At 37.9% G+C, this 17,398-nt stretch carries 20 protein-coding genes and 1 tRNA gene; 15 read left to right on the plus strand and 6 right to left on the minus strand.

Annotated elements, in window-relative coordinates:
* Positions 1-3 precede the first annotated feature (3 nt).
* Together H4J67_RS01395 and H4J67_RS01400 are read left to right on the plus strand one after the other, a co-directional pair.
* Entirely contained in the window at positions 4-1,269 is a 1,266-nt protein-coding gene (locus H4J67_RS01395; RefSeq protein WP_182202657.1) for an inorganic phosphate transporter, read from the plus strand.
* A gap of 186 nt (positions 1,270-1,455) precedes the next feature.
* A tRNA-Phe gene (locus H4J67_RS01400) sits at positions 1,456-1,531 on the plus strand.
* Between the two features lie 165 nt (positions 1,532-1,696).
* On the opposite strand, the gene H4J67_RS01405 is transcribed toward H4J67_RS01400, so the two are convergent.
* The 3 genes from H4J67_RS01405 to tal form a co-directional block, all read right to left on the minus strand.
* Complete coding sequence (locus H4J67_RS01405; protein ID WP_182202658.1) at positions 1,697-1,843, minus strand: hypothetical protein; 147 nt, start codon at positions 1,841-1,843, stop codon at positions 1,697-1,699.
* Positions 1,844-2,030: 187 nt separating this feature from the next.
* A complete protein-coding gene (locus tag H4J67_RS01410) occupies positions 2,031-2,204 on the minus strand; it encodes a DUF3545 family protein (RefSeq protein WP_083277925.1) in 174 nt (57 codons plus the stop codon).
* A gap of 148 nt (positions 2,205-2,352) precedes the next feature.
* On the minus strand, positions 2,353-3,306 hold the full coding sequence (gene tal / locus H4J67_RS01415; protein WP_182202660.1) for a transaldolase: 954 nt from the start codon (positions 3,304-3,306) through the stop codon (positions 2,353-2,355).
* Between the two features lie 247 nt (positions 3,307-3,553).
* Here tal and yaaA point away from each other — a divergent pair, with 247 nt between their 5' ends.
* The 3 genes from yaaA to H4J67_RS01430 all read left to right on the plus strand — a co-directional run bounded on the left by yaaA (position 3,554) and on the right by H4J67_RS01430 (position 6,751).
* Positions 3,554-4,330 carry a peroxide stress protein YaaA gene (yaaA, locus tag H4J67_RS01420; protein ID WP_182176181.1) on the plus strand — a complete coding sequence of 259 codons (777 nt, stop codon included), beginning with the start codon at positions 3,554-3,556 and terminating at the stop codon, positions 4,328-4,330.
* A 106-nt stretch (positions 4,331-4,436) separates the two neighbouring features.
* Complete coding sequence (locus tag H4J67_RS01425) at positions 4,437-4,955, plus strand: TIGR03546 family protein (RefSeq protein ID WP_070374661.1); 519 nt, start codon at positions 4,437-4,439, stop codon at positions 4,953-4,955.
* A complete protein-coding gene (locus tag H4J67_RS01430) occupies positions 4,955-6,751 on the plus strand; it encodes a TIGR03545 family protein (RefSeq protein WP_182202661.1) in 1,797 nt (598 codons plus the stop codon). Before H4J67_RS01425 ends, H4J67_RS01430 begins: the two co-directional genes overlap by 1 nt.
* A 178-nt stretch (positions 6,752-6,929) precedes the next feature.
* Here the strand turns inward: H4J67_RS01430 and flgN are convergent, their stop codons facing one another.
* From flgN to flgA, 3 genes are all read right to left on the minus strand, one after another.
* Positions 6,930-7,358, minus strand: a complete 429-nt coding sequence (gene flgN / locus H4J67_RS01435; protein WP_182202663.1) for a flagellar export chaperone FlgN — start codon at positions 7,356-7,358, stop codon at positions 6,930-6,932.
* Positions 7,359-7,395: 37 nt separating this feature from the next.
* Positions 7,396-7,710: a flagellar biosynthesis anti-sigma factor FlgM gene (gene flgM / locus H4J67_RS01440; protein WP_070374658.1), complete on the minus strand. Its 315-nt coding sequence runs from the start codon at positions 7,708-7,710 to the stop codon at positions 7,396-7,398.
* 74 nt (positions 7,711-7,784) lie between these two features.
* A complete protein-coding gene (gene flgA, locus H4J67_RS01445; protein WP_182176177.1) occupies positions 7,785-8,477 on the minus strand; it encodes a flagellar basal body P-ring formation chaperone FlgA in 693 nt (230 codons plus the stop codon).
* 184 nt (positions 8,478-8,661) lie between these two features.
* Between flgA and H4J67_RS01450 the strand changes: the two genes are divergently transcribed.
* The 10 genes from H4J67_RS01450 (at position 8,662) to H4J67_RS01495 (ending at position 17,386) form a co-directional block, all read left to right on the plus strand.
* The gene (locus tag H4J67_RS01450) at positions 8,662-9,609 is read left to right on the plus strand and encodes a chemotaxis protein (protein WP_182176176.1); all 948 of its coding nucleotides are present in this window, start codon (positions 8,662-8,664) and stop codon (positions 9,607-9,609) included.
* A 65-nt stretch (positions 9,610-9,674) separates the two neighbouring features.
* Complete coding sequence (locus H4J67_RS01455; RefSeq protein ID WP_182176175.1) at positions 9,675-10,508, plus strand: protein-glutamate O-methyltransferase CheR; 834 nt, start codon at positions 9,675-9,677, stop codon at positions 10,506-10,508.
* Positions 10,509-10,577: 69 nt separating this feature from the next.
* Positions 10,578-10,979 carry a flagellar basal body rod protein FlgB gene (gene flgB / locus H4J67_RS01460; RefSeq protein WP_182176174.1) on the plus strand — a complete coding sequence of 134 codons (402 nt, stop codon included), beginning with the start codon at positions 10,578-10,580 and terminating at the stop codon, positions 10,977-10,979.
* Positions 10,980-10,981: 2 nt separating this feature from the next.
* Positions 10,982-11,401 carry a flagellar basal body rod protein FlgC gene (gene flgC / locus H4J67_RS01465; protein WP_070374653.1) on the plus strand — a complete coding sequence of 140 codons (420 nt, stop codon included), beginning with the start codon at positions 10,982-10,984 and terminating at the stop codon, positions 11,399-11,401.
* A 21-nt stretch (positions 11,402-11,422) separates the two neighbouring features.
* Positions 11,423-12,109: a flagellar hook assembly protein FlgD gene (locus tag H4J67_RS01470; protein WP_182176173.1), complete on the plus strand. Its 687-nt coding sequence runs from the start codon at positions 11,423-11,425 to the stop codon at positions 12,107-12,109.
* 113 nt (positions 12,110-12,222) lie between these two features.
* Complete coding sequence (gene flgE / locus H4J67_RS01475; RefSeq protein WP_182176172.1) at positions 12,223-13,638, plus strand: flagellar hook protein FlgE; 1,416 nt, start codon at positions 12,223-12,225, stop codon at positions 13,636-13,638.
* Between the two features lie 327 nt (positions 13,639-13,965).
* Positions 13,966-14,709 carry a flagellar basal-body rod protein FlgF gene (gene flgF / locus H4J67_RS01480; RefSeq protein ID WP_146799142.1) on the plus strand — a complete coding sequence of 248 codons (744 nt, stop codon included), beginning with the start codon at positions 13,966-13,968 and terminating at the stop codon, positions 14,707-14,709.
* A gap of 28 nt (positions 14,710-14,737) precedes the next feature.
* Complete coding sequence (flgG, locus tag H4J67_RS01485) at positions 14,738-15,526, plus strand: flagellar basal-body rod protein FlgG (RefSeq protein ID WP_070374649.1); 789 nt, start codon at positions 14,738-14,740, stop codon at positions 15,524-15,526.
* Positions 15,527-15,542: 16 nt separating this feature from the next.
* Positions 15,543-16,226 (plus strand): flagellar basal body L-ring protein FlgH, encoded by a 684-nt coding sequence (flgH, locus tag H4J67_RS01490; RefSeq protein WP_070374648.1) that lies wholly within the window; start codon positions 15,543-15,545, stop codon positions 16,224-16,226.
* A 35-nt stretch (positions 16,227-16,261) separates the two neighbouring features.
* Positions 16,262-17,386, plus strand: coding sequence for a flagellar basal body P-ring protein FlgI (locus H4J67_RS01495; protein WP_404842767.1), 1,125 nt, complete (start codon positions 16,262-16,264; stop codon positions 17,384-17,386).
* Positions 17,387-17,398: the final 12 nt, after the last annotated feature.

Here is a 17,398-nt window from a genome sequence, read left to right on the forward strand (position 1 = left end):
TTCATGGATATATTATTAACACATGGCCCTATGTTGGTCATTATTGCCGGCGTTGTTGGTTTCTTTATGGCGTGGGGCATTGGTGCAAACGATGTGGCTAACGCAATGGGTACATCAGTTGGCTCTAAAGCGCTAACGATTAAACAAGCTATTATCATAGCGATGATTTTTGAATTTGCTGGTGCATATTTAGCGGGTGGTGAAGTTACTTCAACTATTCGCAAGGGTATTATTGATGCTTCTTACTTTGTTGATAGTCCGGAATTACTTGTTTTTGGTATGATTTCAGCATTATTTGCTGCTGCTACTTGGTTACTTATTGCTTCTATTTTAGGTTGGCCTGTATCTACAACACACTCAATTGTTGGCGCCATTGTTGGTTTTGCTGCCGTTGGTGTTAGTGTTGATGCTGTTGAATGGGCTAAGGTTATCGGTATCGTAGGTAGCTGGATAATTACGCCACTTATCTCAGGTATTATTGCATTTATTATTTTTAACAGTGCACAAAAATTAATTTTTGATACGGATAACCCATTAATTCAAGCTAAACGTTGGGTACCTTTTTACATGTTTTTAGCGGGCTTCGTACTTGCTTTAGTCACTATTAAGAAAGGTTTGAAGCATTTAGGCTTAGACATCGGCTCTGTTGAAGGTTATGTCTATGCGATTATTGCCGCAGTTATTGTAGCTCTTATAGGTAAAATATTCATAAACCGTTTAGAATTTGATGAAAGTGCTGCGAAGAAAACACATTATGCCAACGTAGAAAAAGTATTTGCGGTATTAATGATCGTTACTGCCTGTGCAATGGCATTTGCTCATGGTTCAAACGATGTTGCTAATGCGATTGGTCCACTAGCTGCGGTAGTAAGTATTGTTGGTAATGACGGTCAAATTGCAGCTAAGTCAGCTATCGCATGGTGGATTTTACCACTAGGTGGTTTTGGTATTGTTGCTGGTCTTGCATTATTTGGTCACAGAGTTATTGCAACCATAGGTAATGGCATTACACATTTAACGCCAAGCCGTGGTTTTGCAGCTGAATTAGCAGCAGCATGTACAGTTGTTATCGCCTCAGGTACAGGTTTACCTATTTCAACCACACAAACGTTAGTAGGCGCTGTGTTAGGTGTAGGTATGGCTCGTGGTATTGCTGCAATTAACTTAACGGTTGTGCGTAATATTGTTGTTTCTTGGGTTGTTACCTTACCGGTTGGTGCAGGTTTATCTATCATTTTCTTTTGGGGAATGGTGGCAATTTTCACCTAGGCACACTGAGAAAATTTACTTTTAAAAAACCAACAGTAGATGTTGGTTTTTTTTATTTAAACTCCTGAATTTGTAAACTTTCAGTGGTAACCACTATATAATTAAAAAGTGATTAGGTAATGCTTGCCTGAACCACTATTACCCTATATTATAGCGCCTCTTTGATGTTCTTTAGAATTTCAAACTGCCTTGATAGCTCAGTCGGTAGAGCAGAGGATTGAAAATCCTCGTGTCCCTGGTTCGATTCCGGGTCAAGGCACCATATTTCTCTTTATTGAGACGAAAAAGCCCATAAGCAATTGTGGGCTTTTTTTTGTTCTAATAGAAAAATTATTTTCAATTAAATGATTATCACCCCACTAAATTCAAGTTTTATATCAAACTATTTTTAATAGACATTATGTTATAAATATTGCCCTTGATATTACTAGAACTTAATAATGATGAGTACAAAACAAGCGGATGAATCATTAGGTATTTTTTTCGCTTCATAGAGTGAAAAAAGAGCAGGGCGAATACCTGGTAATATCCCTATTTGGATGGGAGTATTAGCTGAGTTAACTAAGTTTGGCATTTTTTTTAGCCTATTTTATTACCTTGATTTTAGTGCCGGTTAACTACTTGCTTGTTGAACAGATAAAGGCGTTTTTTGGTGTTAAACCTACGGGGTATGTTCTGGAGCAAGTTTAGCTTTTACATTTATGGTATTTCAAGCAATAAAAAACCCAGTTAAAAACTGGGTTTTTTCATTTGAAATAAAACTAGAAATCTTCCAGCATAAATTCTAACGAGTCTTCGTAGGCTTTTAGCTCTTTTTCTAATTGGAATCTTTCTTTTATAAGTTCTATTTCACGCCATTTTCTTTTCTTATTAGTGCTTTCTGAGGACTTAGGTCTTTTACCAAACGAGCCCATTACTTGTTCAAGTTTATCCATAGAACACTCCTTTTTATTTAACAGCACCTTTTTAATAACACATTCAAGATGATAAGCAAATAATTAAAGCAATAAACTCCGATAATACTTGGTGATAAAGTAACTGTTTTTAGGTTTTATTTTAAACTAACCGTATGAAAAATAGCTATTAAAGTAACTCAGCAAGCTGTTTTTCTAATTTTATCTGGTCAAGGGTAAAATTTCTGATCCCTCCAGCAAGCTTTTCTGTGGCCATAGCATCTTCATTCATTGCCCAACGATAACTACTTTCTGATAATTTTTCTTGAGCGGCTAATTTAGGTTGCTCACTAAATAATTTTTGCTCAAGCGGGTCACTACACTTCGATAATTCGTCTAACAGGTTTGGACTTATCGTTAAACGATCACATCCGGCAAGTTGACGTATCTCATCTATGTTTCTAAAGCTTGCTCCCATCACCACCGTTTTATAACCTTTACCTTTGTAATAGTTATAAATGCTAGTTACCGAGATCACACCAGGGTCTTCATCCGCTGCGTATTCACTTTTACCGCTATCCTTTTTGTACCAATCTAAGATCCGGCCAACAAAAGGTGAGATTAAATAAACCCCTGATTCGGCACAAGCTTGTGCTTGAGCAAAACTAAACAATAAAGTTAGGTTACAGTTAATACCAACCTTTTCTAGTTGCTCTGCCGCTTTAATACCTTCCCAAGTTGATGCCAGTTTAATAAGGATACGATCGTTATTAATGCCTGCTTCTTTATACATCGCCATAAGCTTATGCGCTTTGGCAATTGAAGCTTGAGTATCAAAAGATAAACGTGAATCTACTTCTGTTGAAATACGACCTGGTACTGTTTTTAAAATTTCTAAGCCAATTAATACTGATAGTTTATCAGCGGCATCAATAACTTGTTGTTCTGTATTTGATGACTGTGCCTTTGCCCATGTTACCGCTTCGGTAAGTAAATGTTGATAACCTTCAAGTGATGCTGCTTTTAATAATAGCGATGGGTTTGTGGTTGCATCTTGTGGTTGAAAATTTGCGATTGCTTCAATATCACCGGTGTCAGCAACTACTGTAGTCATTTTTTTTAATTGAGAAAGCTGGTTAGTCATGTCCTTTACCTTTTTACGAAAAACTTAAAATTGGAGAATTATTACAACATAAATGGCTGAAAAAGTGATAAACCTTTGATGTAATGCCTAATATGACTATATTTGTAACAAATTTTCAATATATAGCAAGTATGTTCGACATTTTTTTAACTATGACGGTAATTGGCTTATCATTTATCTTCATGTTTAGCGGATTTATTGTATTATATGGGTTATATATTTTGATATTGTATTAAACGGGACCGTTATGCTACTTGTTGTTTCTCCAGCTAAAAACTTAGACTTTGAGTCACCATTACCCACTAATAAATTTTCTCAACCTGAGCTTTTAGCGCACAGTAAAGATTTAATTGACCATTGCCAAAAATTAACACCTGCAGAGATATCAACCTTAATGGGCATTAGTGATAAACTTGCTGGGTTAAACGCTGCTCGATTTGGTGAATGGTCAATGCCTTTTACTGTTGATAATGCTCGCCCAGCGGTATTAGCGTTTAATGGTGATGTTTATACCGGATTAGACGCCAAAACATTTAATGAAGATGATTTTGATTTCGCACAAAAACACATGAGAATTTTGTCAGGATTATACGGTTTACTCAAACCTCTTGATTTAATGCAAGCCTACCGCTTAGAAATGGGCTCAAGGTTAGCGAATGATCGTGGCAGCAACTTGTATCAGTTTTGGGGAGACATTATTACTGACCATGTCAATGAAGCATTGGCCCAGCAGGGTGATAAAGTGTTAATTAACCTTGCCTCTAATGAATATTTTAAATCAGTAAATAAAAAAAAGCTTCAAGGTGAAATAATTACTCCAGCATTTAAAGATTGGAAAAATGGTCAATTTAAAATGATCAGTTTCTTTGCCAAAAAAGCACGAGGTTTAATGGCACGTTATATTATTGAACATCGCTTAACAGAGGTTGAACAACTTAAATCCTTTGATGTTGCTGGCTATCAATATAGTGAAGAAATGAGTCAAGGTAATGATTTTGTTTATACCCGTAAAGAAACGCAATAGTAGCGCTAATGTATAAGCCTGCTTTAGTTTATTTACTTAGTTATACTTAACCCACTAAGCTTTAAGTGGTAAATAGATAGTAAGAGAACACAAAAAAGGAAAAGGAATGCTTACATTACTCGCTAAACTGTTCAATGCACTGAACTCAGAAAGCTCTACTCGGCAAATATCATTGGCCATAGCGTTAGGTTTTATCGTTGGACTATCGCCACTGCTTACCTTGCATAATATTGCTTTTATATTCGTGGTTTTATTTTTAAGAGTCAATATCGGTGGTTTTATAGTCGCTTGGGGATTCTTTAAAGGGTTAAGTTATTTGTTATCATCATTGATCGTTACTGTTGGTGAGTCATTACTAACAGCAAAGTCATTACACCCTTTATTTGATGCTTTATATCAGTCTTCGTTATTTAAACTAGGCCACCTCCACCATACTTATACGTTGGGTGCTTTGGTGCTTGGCTGTTTATTAGCAGTGCCGTTATATTATCTGAGTAACTTTTTAATTGAAAAGTATCGACTACATATTAAAGCCTTCTTTGAGAAGTTCCGTATTGTTAAGGCATTAAAAGCATCAAAGTTCTACCGTATTTATAGCCACGTTTCTGGCCAAGGAGAGTTGTAATGAGTCGTTTTATTCGTTGGAAAGGGCTAATCGGTTTTTTTGTGGTTATGGGATTATTGATCGCTTTTATTTATTTATTTGCTGACGCTTTAGTTAAGAAAGGTATAGAAAAATCAGGTGAATGGTATTTAGGTGCTGAAGTTAATGTTAACGAAGTTGAAATTAACTATTTACCCTTAACACTGAGTATTGAAGGTTTCCAAGCAACCGATCCTGAAAAACCTAGCCATAATTTGGTGAGTTTTTCACAAGCCTCTGCCGGTGTTGATGTTTGGCAATATTTATTTGGTAAGTTATATATTAGCGAGTTAAATGTTGCTGAGTTAAGAATCAATCAGCCTAGGCAGTCGGTCGGTGAAGTCTATAGACTTGGTGACGATACTGAAAATGGCAGTGACGGCTTAGGTGATTCAATGTTGCCTAAACTTGATGTTAGCCTACCTAAAGCTGAAGATTTACTTAATAATAGTGATTTGCTAACAGTCAAGCGTGGCAAAGCTTTAGAGCAAAGTTATCAAATCGAAAAGATAAAGCTGCAAGCTGCTTATGAAACACTCCCAACTAAAGACGCGTTAGCAGACTATAAAAAGCAAGTAGAGCAACTTGCTAATATTAAGATAGAAAGTTTAGCCGATCTTGAAAAGCTTAATAAAAATTTTACCGTGCTAAAAACAAAGTTTGAAGCTGACCAAGCGGTCATGAAAAAAGCAAAGCAGCAAGTTAGCGCTTCAAAAACATTATTAAGTGAACAAACTAAAGCTTTAAAAGATGCGCCAAGCGCCGATTGGAAAAACATTGAGAGCAAGTACCAACTTGATAGTGTCGATGGTGCTGATTTTGCTCACTTGTTGTTTGGTGAGCAAGCAAGAGAATACTTTGGCTATGCTGATACCGTTTATCGAAATATAGCACCGTTAATTAAATCTTCAAAAGTTGATAAAGAAGCACCAGTAGCTAGCGATCAAGGTCGTTATGTGCAGTTTAATGATGAAAAACCTTTGCCTGATGTACTTATTGAACAAGCAAATTTTTCTTTAATATTGCCACAAGGTGAATTTGCAATTAGCGGCAAAGAATTGACGCATCAGCACTGGGTACGAGGTAATAATAGTGTTATTAACGTTAAAAGCGACAAAGTACAGGGCTTGGGGAAATTAACCTTAGGGTTAGCTTTCTCACTAGATAAGCAAGATGTTTTAGTAGGTAAGGGGCAGTGGCAACTTGTCGACGTCAACTTAAAAGATGTTTCACTACAAAAATCAAGTGCTTTTACTTTAGATCTTAACAGTGGCTTATTATCAGGTAAGGGGGCTTTTTCATTCATCGATGACCAAATTGACAGTGAAAATAAACTTAACCTGGCTAACACTCAATATAGTGGTGCTGGCACTTCGAAGTTAAGTACACTCTTTATTGACACAGTTCAGTCTCTTAAGTCGTTGGCATTAACCATAACTGCAAAAGGTAAAATAACGGCTCCGACGTTATCTATATCATCGCCACTTGATAACCAATTAAAAGATTCAATGGTGCAGCAGGTATCAACTAAATTAACAAGCTTCAAATCTGACATTAAAGCAGGGTTAAGCACTAAGCTTACTCAAGCTTTAGGGGTAAGTAATAAGGAAGCTGAGTCTCTAATGGATGTTGAAGCACTCATCGGAGATAGTGATAAAGCATTAGATGAGCTGATTAACTCAGATATCGTCGCAGCGAAAAAGAAAGAGTTTGAAGATAAACAAAAAGATAAGCTCAAAGATAAAGCAAAAGAAAAACTAGGGAAACTATTTGGTTAGGCTTGCTTAGCTTACTCATCATTAATGACAAGTTTACGCTCAGCTATCGTAGTTGCCAAAGGGGAGATGAGCGGCCAAGCTAAACTAGTTTAATAAAGTCGTTTTAGTTTTTTCTGTAAAAAAGCCTCAGCTTATTATTAAGTTGAGGCTTTTTTTGTTAATTAGCGTGTTGTTTTTACTAAGCTTTAATGCCTAAACTGCTAAGGCCACCACTTTTCTTTCCCTTACTATTGTAGGTCATTGATGAGCGGTTATGATTCTCAAGCAAGGAGTTTCTCATGCGTTCAGCGGCAAGTGAAGATTGCTGTATGATTTGACCGTTAACCTGATTTTTGTCTTTACAACGCAGTAAAATAGCTTCAATTTCAGCAATCTCTTGCTGATGAATACCTGATTTAACTTCGTTTTTCAAAATAATATTTTGAGCGTTTTGTTCATCAAGTTGCTGTATGGCTTTTAGCAAAGCCTCTTTTTGCTCGGTAACGGCAGTTAATGCTTGTGGGCTTTGTTTTTGTAAGACTTCTTTTTCAACGCTGAGCAGCTCATCAAGCTGCTGTAGGTTATGTAACTGTTGAGCAATTAATTGCTCTGCTGCTAACGCTGTCATCAGGTGTAACTCCTGTGATTAGGTTAACAGTAAACTGTTAGCCTAGTTTAAATTCGAAATTTGCTATACTGGCAGCAAGCTTTTCAGGATCAACTTTATACTCACCATTTGCAATGGCTTTTTTGAGTTGATCGATTTTTTTCTGATCAACGGCTGGTGCGTCATTCGCTTTCTTTTGTAACTCATTTAACTGTTGAGCTTGTGGTGTTAAAGAGACTGAATCTTTACCTACAGATCTTCCTTGTTCACTACTTGCTGCATTTTGTGTGGCTTGCTGTTTGACTTGTACTTGTTGATCAAGCTTTTGCTTTACTTGACTGTTATTTGACAAGTTATTGATATTTATAGCCATAATACTATCCTATAGATAACGGGTTGATATTCACTATCTTGTTATCGGCAAGCAGCCTAATAACTTAACCATTATTATAAATTAATTATCACTTCGTTGATAGCCGATACTCGCCCTGTTACCGTTCTACCACTGCCTTCATTTTCAACCGCTATTTGCTCGCCAAGCCCCCCGTCTTCAAGGGCTATGCCGGAGGTCTTTATTGTCAACGTATTCGATTGCGCAATAAGCGTGACATGGCTGCCTTTGCAAACAAAACAAATATTTTTTTTAGTTAGAATGACACCCGCCCTCAACTTTCTTTTAGCTCGGGTACCAATAACGATTCTGGTATCATCTAAGCTCTCACCACGAATTCTATATTTATCGCGATATTCAATGGTGACATTTGAACTATCAACTCTACTGCCCTTACTAATGATACTTTTTGCAACAACTACCGGTATGACCACTTGAATTTTTGCAGGAATATAAAGATACCAAGACGATGGGTCGTCGCAATTTATTTTAACATTTACGTTTCTACCATTATGATTTTCAGGTATATTTGCGATTAAAGGTGTTAAACAAGGTTGAATAATAATTCTGGGATCTAAAGTAGAGACTGAAACGTTTATCTTTCCTTGCTTTGGCAATGGTGTATTATTTTTTATAAATTGTGTAACAAAATCTTGAATTTGCTGTCTGTCCATCGTTTGGGCAAAGGCTATATTTGAAAAAAACGCTGAGATTAGCGAAAGAATGATAAATATCTTGAATATGCTCATAAATTTGTCAACTATTTGCTAGGGAAATTAAAATACTCGTCTATGCTTAATTTATGTATTAGTGTAACAATAATTAGAAGCAGACGAATACGCACTAAACGTCAAAAAATTGAACGTTCAACATATATCTATAAGCACAATCAAGAAGTGTGCCTTTTTGTGAATTAAGTAAAATGAGGTTTGTATGGCAGGAATTTTAGACTCAGTAAATCAACGCACTCAGTTGGTTGGACAGAATAGACTTGAATTATTACTTTTTCGTTTAGTCGGACCGCAACGTTTTGGTATTAATGTTTTTAAAGTACGTGAAGTTATGCCTTGTCCGCGCTTAACCTTACTGCCAGGACAAGACGCTTTTATTAAAGGTGTTGCCCATATTCGTGGCCAAACCATTTCAGTGATCGATTTGAGCAAATCGACAGGTGGCCCAGAAATAGTGCCAGATGAAAATTCTTTTGTCATTATTGCAGAATACAATCGCAGTGTGCAGGGCTTTTTAGTAGGCGGTGTTGAGAGAATCGTCACGTTAAGCTGGAAAGATATTATGCCTCCTCCAGAAGGCGCTGGTAAATCGAGCTATTTGACCGCTGTTACAGAAATAGACAAAAAAATGGTCTCTATTTTAGATGTAGAGAAAATTTTAAATGAAATTAATCCTATTTCAACAGATTTAAGTGAAGATGTTGTTGATGCGAGTGTTGGAGTGAGTCTTGGCGAGCGAGTCATTATGATCGCGGATGATTCAACCGTAGCTAGAAATCAAGTGAGAAGAGCTTTAGAACCTTTAGGCTTAACAATGTTGTTAGCTAAAAATGGCCAAGACGCTTTAGATCAATTACTCGCTATAGAAGCCGAGTGTCATTCATCCATTACTGAAAAAGTCGCTTTACTTATCTCTGACATAGAAATGCCTGAAATGGATGGTTACACCTTAACCGCTGAGATTAAAAATAATGACCGATTGAAAGCTATGCCGGTTATTTTACATACTTCGCTAAGCGGAGTTTTTAATAATGCTATGGTTGCTAAAGTAGGTGCAGAAGATTTTATTCCAAAGTTTCATCCTGATGAATTAGCCATAGCAGTAAAAAAATGGTTAAAGAAAGATGAACTAGAAAATAATGCTAATTAACCCATTGTTTTTAGCGTATTCTATCGTTAATAAATGATAATAATAATTTAAGGCGGAATATAGAAGTGTCAATCCGACAGCTTGATGATAGCAGTTATCATCAGTTTAGAGTCTTCCTAGAGAAACAATGTGGCATTGTCTTAGGTGAAAATAAACAATACCTAGTGAAAAGCCGTTTAGCCCCTTTAATGGCAAAATTTGATGTTACCACATTAGGTGATTTAGTCACTCGTACTCTCAGTCCAATTGAAAGGCAGTTACGTGCCGCGGTTATCGACGCTATGACGACTAATGAAACCTTATGGTTTCGTGATGAGTACCCCTTTGAACTATTGAAAAAACGCTTACTTCCTGAGTTTAAAAATAAAAGAACGCCTTTGAAAATTTGGTCAGCAGCAAGTTCTTCAGGTCAAGAACCTTATTCTATTGCGATGGCAGTTCAAGAATTTAAGCAAAGTAATCCTGCTGCATTTTCGGGAGGTGTTCAAATTATTGGCACTGATATCTCCAATACTATGCTTGAGCATTGTAAGTATGGCCATTATGACAATTTAGCGTTGTCACGAGGTTTATCAGCCGAACGTAAAAGAATGTTTTTTGAAAATGGCGATAAAGGTATGTCGAAAATCAAAGACTCGATTAAGAAAATGGTTAGCTTTAGGCAACTAAATCTCCTAAATAGTTATAGTTTAATGGGTAAGTTTGATATTGTTTTTTGCCGTAACGTACTGATTTACTTTGCACCAGAAATTAAAAAGCAAATAATATCTCAAATTGAAGGCGTGCTAAACCCTAACGGCTATCTCTTTCTTGGCGCCTCAGAATCCTTGACGGGTTTAAACCAAAACTTTGATATGGTTCGCTGTAATCCCGGTATCATTTACCAGAAAAAGACTTAATATACTCCACTCAAATCCCCGTTGGCATAGAAATTGTATAGTTATCTTCATTGATTTGGAGGTAACACTATGGCTATCACTTTTGAAAAAGCACTGGGCATTCACCCACAAACACTTGCTGTTCGTTCTAAACGTGCAGAAGTTATTGCTAGTAATATTGCTAATGCAGATACACCCGGCTATAAAGCCAAGGGCATGGACTTTAAGTCTGCCTTAGCGCAAGCCTCTCAAAAGCAACAATCAGGTATGTCACGAACCCACGAAAAGCATTTTGATGTTCGCATTGCAACCAATAATGGTGTGCAATTTAGAACACCCGATCAACCAGATACTGGCGATGGTAATACAGTAGATGCACAAGTGGAACGAAACTTGTATCTAGAAAACTCAATGCAGTATCAAGCCAGTATTCAATTTCTTACTGGCAGGATTCAAGGCTTGAAAAAAGCCATCACCGGAGCAGGGCAATAATTATGAGCCTATTTAACGTATTTACTATATCTGGCACGGGTATGAGCGCTCAATCTGTTCGCTTAAATACCACCGCAAGTAACATTGCTAATGCTGATAGCGTTAGCAGTAGTGTTGATGCAACCTATCGAGCACGGCATCCGGTTTTTGCCGCAGAGATGCAAAAAGCTGCCGCAGGACAAGATGACTCAGGCGTAGGTGTCAAAGTTTTGGGCATTGTTGAAAGCGATCAGCCTTTAAATATTCAGCACTCTCCGGGACACCCAATGGCAGATAAAGATGGTTTCATTTATAAACCCAATGTAAACGTGATTGAAGAAATGACCAATATGATTTCAGCATCACGTTCATATCAAACAAATGTTCAATTGGCTGAATCAGCAAAAAATATGCTGAATAAAACCTTACAGCTTGGCAAGTAACAATTAAAGGTGGGATAAAATATGGAAACAGTAAGCGGAAGTAAACCTTTAGATGGCATGCGCTGGCAAAAGGAAGATGTTACAAAGACGGATAATGGCAATGGTATGTTAACGCAAGAAGATTTCTTTGCGTTACTGACCAAAGAGCTTTCTCATCAAGATCCAACTAAGCCCGTTGAAAATAATGAAATGATTTCGCAAATGACCGCGTTTTCAACGACTGACGGTGTGGCAACACTAAATGAACAATTTACCTCATTTGCTGCATCCATGTCATCGAGTCAAGCATTACAGGCCTCCTCGTTAGTGGGTCGCAGCGTTTTAGTTGATGATAATGTTTTTGGTATGGCTGAAGGTGAAGCTGTTAAAGGCAAAATGGTCACGGATAAAGCGGCAAGTAATGTAAATATTTATGTTGAAAACACCGCTGGAGAACTTATTCAAACAGTCCCTGTTGGCAGTGTGGCTGCAGGTGAGTTTACCTTTAATTGGGACGGCAAGATGACAAATGGCGAGTCCGCTCCACAAGGTGCTTATCGTTTTAGAATTGCAGGATTAGTGGAAGGTGAAGCATCAGAATTACAAGCGATGACCTATCGTAAAGTTGATAGTGTGACGTTAGCCGGTGCAGGTGGAAATATTTTATTAAATCTTAATGGTGGCAGTTCCATGGCACTAGCAGATGTGGTGGAAGTATCAGAAGGTTAAATTAATAGTTTTTCGAACTAAATAAATTTAAGCCACTGTTATTTCAATGAAGAGTGAATACTCGAAAATTAGAAATAATTAAGATAAACAGTTTTTTTATATGAGGTGCAATTATGTCATTTAATATAGCGTTGAGCGGATTAAACGCTGCTCAAAAAGATTTGGATGTTACATCAAATAACATCGCTAACGTTAATACCACCGGCTTTAAAGAGTCGCGTGCGGAATTTGTTGATGTGTATGCGGCATCATTACTTGCTTCGGGTAAAACAAAAGTGGGTGACGGTGTTTTGACGGCAGATGTCGCTCAGCAGTTTCAGCAAGGTAGTATTCAGTTTACTAATAACGCGTTAGATTTAGCCGTTACGGGTAATGGTTTTTATGCAACAGTACCTGAACTTGACTCTTTAGAAACGTCATATACCCGGGCAGGTCAGTTTAAATTAAACGACAGTAATTTTGTTGTTAACTCTGCGGGTGAGCATTTATTAGGTTTCCCAGTTAACCCTGACGGCACCTCTGCGTCAGTAAGTTTAAGTACAGCGGAGCCTATTCGTATCCCTACTGCCTCTGGTGCTCCTCAGAAAACCAGTGAAGTAGATGTAAGAATGAACTTACCTGCTGGTGGTGATTGGATTAGTAGTGCGCCAGGTAACTTTGATCCCGAGGATCCGTTGACTTTTAACCATTCAACTTCGGTGACTATTTTTGATTCATTAGGTGATAGTCATATAATGACTTATTACTTTATTAAAGATAACCCTTCGACTAATGCTAATCAGTGGATGATGTTTGCTGGCGTTGATGGTATACCCGTAGACTTGGCTGATCCAGGTGGACAGACAGATCCAAATCCAACAGAACCCCCTGGAACACCAATATTAAATCCACAAGGTGGTGGTAATTCAGGTCCATTATCAGCAGGTGGCGGTGTTACTGGTATGCGTATGTACTTTGATTCTTCAGGTGATTTCGTTGCACAATTACCTATGCCAGGTGACGGTGGTGCTGTTACAGTTCCACTTGGAGCAACGATATTATCAAATGGTGCTGATCCAACTCAAACTGTGAAAATTAATTTCAATCTAGACCCTCTTGGCCCTAATCCAAATGAACCTACGCAGTTTGCTTCAAACTTTGAAGTGACTTCGCTTGAGCAAGATGGCTTAGCGGTTGGTCGATTAACGGGTATAGATATTGGTAGTGATGGTTTAATTCGAGCGACATACAGTAATGGTACTTCAGAACCATTATCACGAATTGCTTTAGTAAACTTTGCGAATGAACAGGGCTTAACACAAATCGGTAATACTTCATGGAAAGAAAGTATTAGTTCTGGTGAAGCATTGGCTGGTGAGGCGGGTTCAGGTACTTTTGGTACTATTAATTCATCGGCATTAGAGCAATCAAACGTTAACTTAACCACAGAATTAATCGACTTAATTTCAGCACAGCGAAATTTTCAGGCTAACTCTCGAGCACTAGAAGTTGATAACCAGCTAAACCAAACTATTTTACAGATTCGATAAATAAATTTTTAAAATAATGTCGTCTATGATAAATAAAAGAGATAAAACGTAAAGTGTTTTATCTCTTTTTATATTCAGGGTGAACGGTATAGATTTAGAGCGAAACATAGCCATTCTTAGGCATCCATGATTTCATCGCATTAATACTTTTTTACATGTCAATGCCCGAGCAGCGGACAGTCTTTAACTACTTGTCTTTTAAAACGTTAGTAGTCTCCTTTTTGTTGATGATAAAATGATTACTTTTTCATCTTCCTTTTCTTGTCATATTTCTTCTGGCACTGTTATTGCATTTCTCATTGTAAGATACAATTTTAGAGATCTGTTATGGACAAAATGCTTTATATCGCAATGAGCGGTGCGAAACAAAATATGCATTCGCTTGCCGTTAATGCTAACAACCTTGCTAACGCTAAGACTACGGGTTTTAAAGCCGATTTAGCACAGGCGCGTTCAATGCAAGCTTTTGGCGAAGGCTTGCCTTCTCGTGTGTTTGCCATGACAGAAAATGCCAGCCAAAACTTTGACAGTGGTTCTTTGATGCAAACTTCTCGAGATTTAGATCTTGCCATTCAAGGGCCGGGTTGGTTTGCTGTTCAAGCTGAAAATGGTACTGAAGGTTATACACGTGATGGCCAATTTAGACTCAACGAAGAAGGTGCTTTAGAAACCTCTAAAGGTGAGCTTGTCTTAGGAGATACTGGCCCGATATTTATACCTCTACCAGTCAATAATATTCATATCAGTAAAGATGGCACCATCATGGTTCAGCCTGAAGGAGCACCTAGTTCTCTTCAAGAAGAAGTGGGTCGTCTAAAAATGGTTAACCCGAGGGTGCAAGAGTTAGCAAAAGGTGCTGATGGCTTGTTTCGTCGAAAAGATGGACTAAATGAGAATGCTGACGTCAATGTCAAAGTCGAAAACGGCATGCTTGAAGCAAGTAACGTAAACCCTATTGGGGAGATGACCGCGATGATTTCTTTGCAACGTCAGTTTGAAATGCAATTAAAACTCATGAAAACAGCCGAAGAAGTTGATGCAAGTTCAGCATCTTTATTACGTGCTTTCTAATTTAAATAAATAATTTTTGAGGTGATTTATGAACCCAGCATTATGGATAAGTAAAACAGGGTTAGATGCGCAAACAAAAGATATTGCGGTAATTTCTAATAATTTAGCTAACGCCAGTACTATAGGTTTTAAGAAAAGTCGTGCCGTATTTGAAGATTTACTCTATCAAACGATTAATCAGCCAGGTGGTCGCTCTGCACAAGATACAGAGATGCCTTCAGGCTTAATGCTTGGCGCGGGTACAAAAGTGGTGGCTACGCAAAAAATTCATACCCAAGGTGATATGCAAACTACCGATAACGCTTTAGATCTAATGATCCAAGGTGAAGGTTTTTTTGAAGTGCAACTCCCTGACGGTACATCGTCATATTCAAGAAATGGTCAATTTACCATGGATGAAGAGGGCAATATGGTTACACCGGGCGCGGGTTATTTAATTCAACCACAAATAACTATTCCGCCTGATGCGTTGAGTATTATTGTTTCTCAAGATGGTGAAGTCTCTGTAACTCTTCAGGGGCAACCTGATCCTGCTGTTATCGGTCAAATTAATACAGTTAACTTTGTTAACCCGACCGGTTTGCAGCCAATAGGGCAAAATTTATACATTCAAACAGCGGTTAGTGGTGCTCCACAAGAAGGGGTTCCAGGTTTAGAAGGTTTTGGCATGATAGTGCAAGGCGCGCTAGAAACCTCGAATGTAAATACCACCGAAGAACTTGTTAACTTGATTGAAAGTCAACGGGTATATGAAATGAACTCAAAAGTAATTTCAGCAGTTGATGAAATGCTTAGTTATATTAATCAGCAGTTATAGCGTTAAGGAATCTCTTATGAAAATTCACTTAGTCTTAGTTATCTTCTTTTTATCAATAACGGGTTGTGCCAGTGTTGAACAGGCCAAAACGTTACCTGACGATCCTGACTTTGCGCCGATTTTACCGGAAATGGAAGAAGCCTCTATTATCCCGACGGGTTCACTGTTTAGAGCTAACTACGTTAATAATATTTATTCTGACTCAAAAGCTCATCGTGTTGGTGACATTATTTCAGTGACGTTAAGTGAAAGTACACAAGCACAGAAAAATGCTAAAACAGAGTTGAGTAAAGAAAATAGTGCCAGTTTAGATCCTATTATTGGTTTAGGCGGCGCTGCAGTAAACTTTAAAAATAATGCCATTCAATTTGGCTATAACCAAGGCTCTGACTTTAGTGGTGATTCAAAGTCTAACCAAGGTAATAGCTTAAACGGTCATATTTCTGTACATGTTTTGCGTGTTTTGCCCAATGGCAATTTGATGATCCGTGGTGAAAAATGGATGACTTTAAATAACGGTGACGAATTTATTCGCTTAACCGGTGTTATTCGCGCACAAGATATTAGCTCTAGTAACACAATTGTTTCTGGTAAAATCGCTAATGCGCGCATTGAATATGCAGGTACTGGGACTTTTGCTGATGTACAAGAACAAGGTTGGTTATCAAGTTTCTTTACGAGCTCTTGGTGGCCCCTTTAGGGTTAATTGAACATAAACTTTCAATAGGTATTATTATGAACACTTTTTTCAGAAGTATGAAAGTTACTATCTTGGTGCTAACATTTTTGTTTAGTTCGATGAGCTCTGCACAGCGAATTAAAGATTTAGCCGATGTTGCTGGTGTCCGAAGTAATCAATTGATAGGTTATGGTTTAGTGGTGGGTTTACCTGGAACAGGCGAACAAAGTCCATTTACCGAGCAAAGTTTCAAAACCATGTTAAGTAATTTTGGTATTACTATGCCGGCTAATTTAAAACCAAAAATTAAAAATGTTGCTGCGGTTGCAGTTCATGCTGAGTTACCCGCATTTACTAAACCTGGCCAAAAAATTGATATTACAGTTTCTTCAATGGGCAGTGCGCAAAGCTTACGTGGTGGAACATTAATACAAACTATTCTCATGGGTATTGATGGTAATGCTTATGCCGTTGCTCAAGGCAGTTTAGTCGTTAGCGGTTTAGGTGCTGAAGGTTTAGATGGCTCAAAAGTTATTGTTAATACACCAACCGTAGGCCGTATTGCTAATGGTGCTATGGTTGAACGTGAAGTTATTTCACCATTTACTTCTGGCGATTATATTACCTTTAATCTTAGAGATTCTGATTTCAGTAGTGCGAGAAGTTTAGAGCGAGTCATTAATAGCGAGTTTGCTAACATTAACGACCCCGCCACTTTTATTGCTCGCGCTATTGATGCAACCTCTATTCAAGTTAATGCACCGAGAGATGCGAGCCAACGAGTCAGCTTTTTGGCTGCCTTAGAAAATTTAGAATTCGAACCTTCACGTCCGGCGGCGAAAGTTATTGTTAACTCCCGTACCGGTACTATCGTGATCGGTTCTGATGTGCGCTTATTGCCTGCGGCTATTACTCATGGTGGTATTACGGTAACGATTAATGAAACACGAGATGTGTCACAGCCTAATGCTTTTGCTGATGGCAATACGGCGGTAACGAATCAATCTATTGTTAACGTTAATAAAGATGATAACCGGATGTTTGTTTTTAATCCGGGGGTAAGTTTAGACACACTCGTTCGAGCGATTAATGAAATTGGTGCCGGCCCTGGTGATGTTATGGCAATTCTTGAAGCACTATCACAAGCGGGCGCATTACGAGGAGAATTGATCATTATTTAATGATCAATAAAG

This window comes from Colwellia sp. BRX10-4, from assembly GCF_014077465.1.
GTDB lineage: Bacteria > Pseudomonadota > Gammaproteobacteria > Enterobacterales > Alteromonadaceae > Colwellia_A.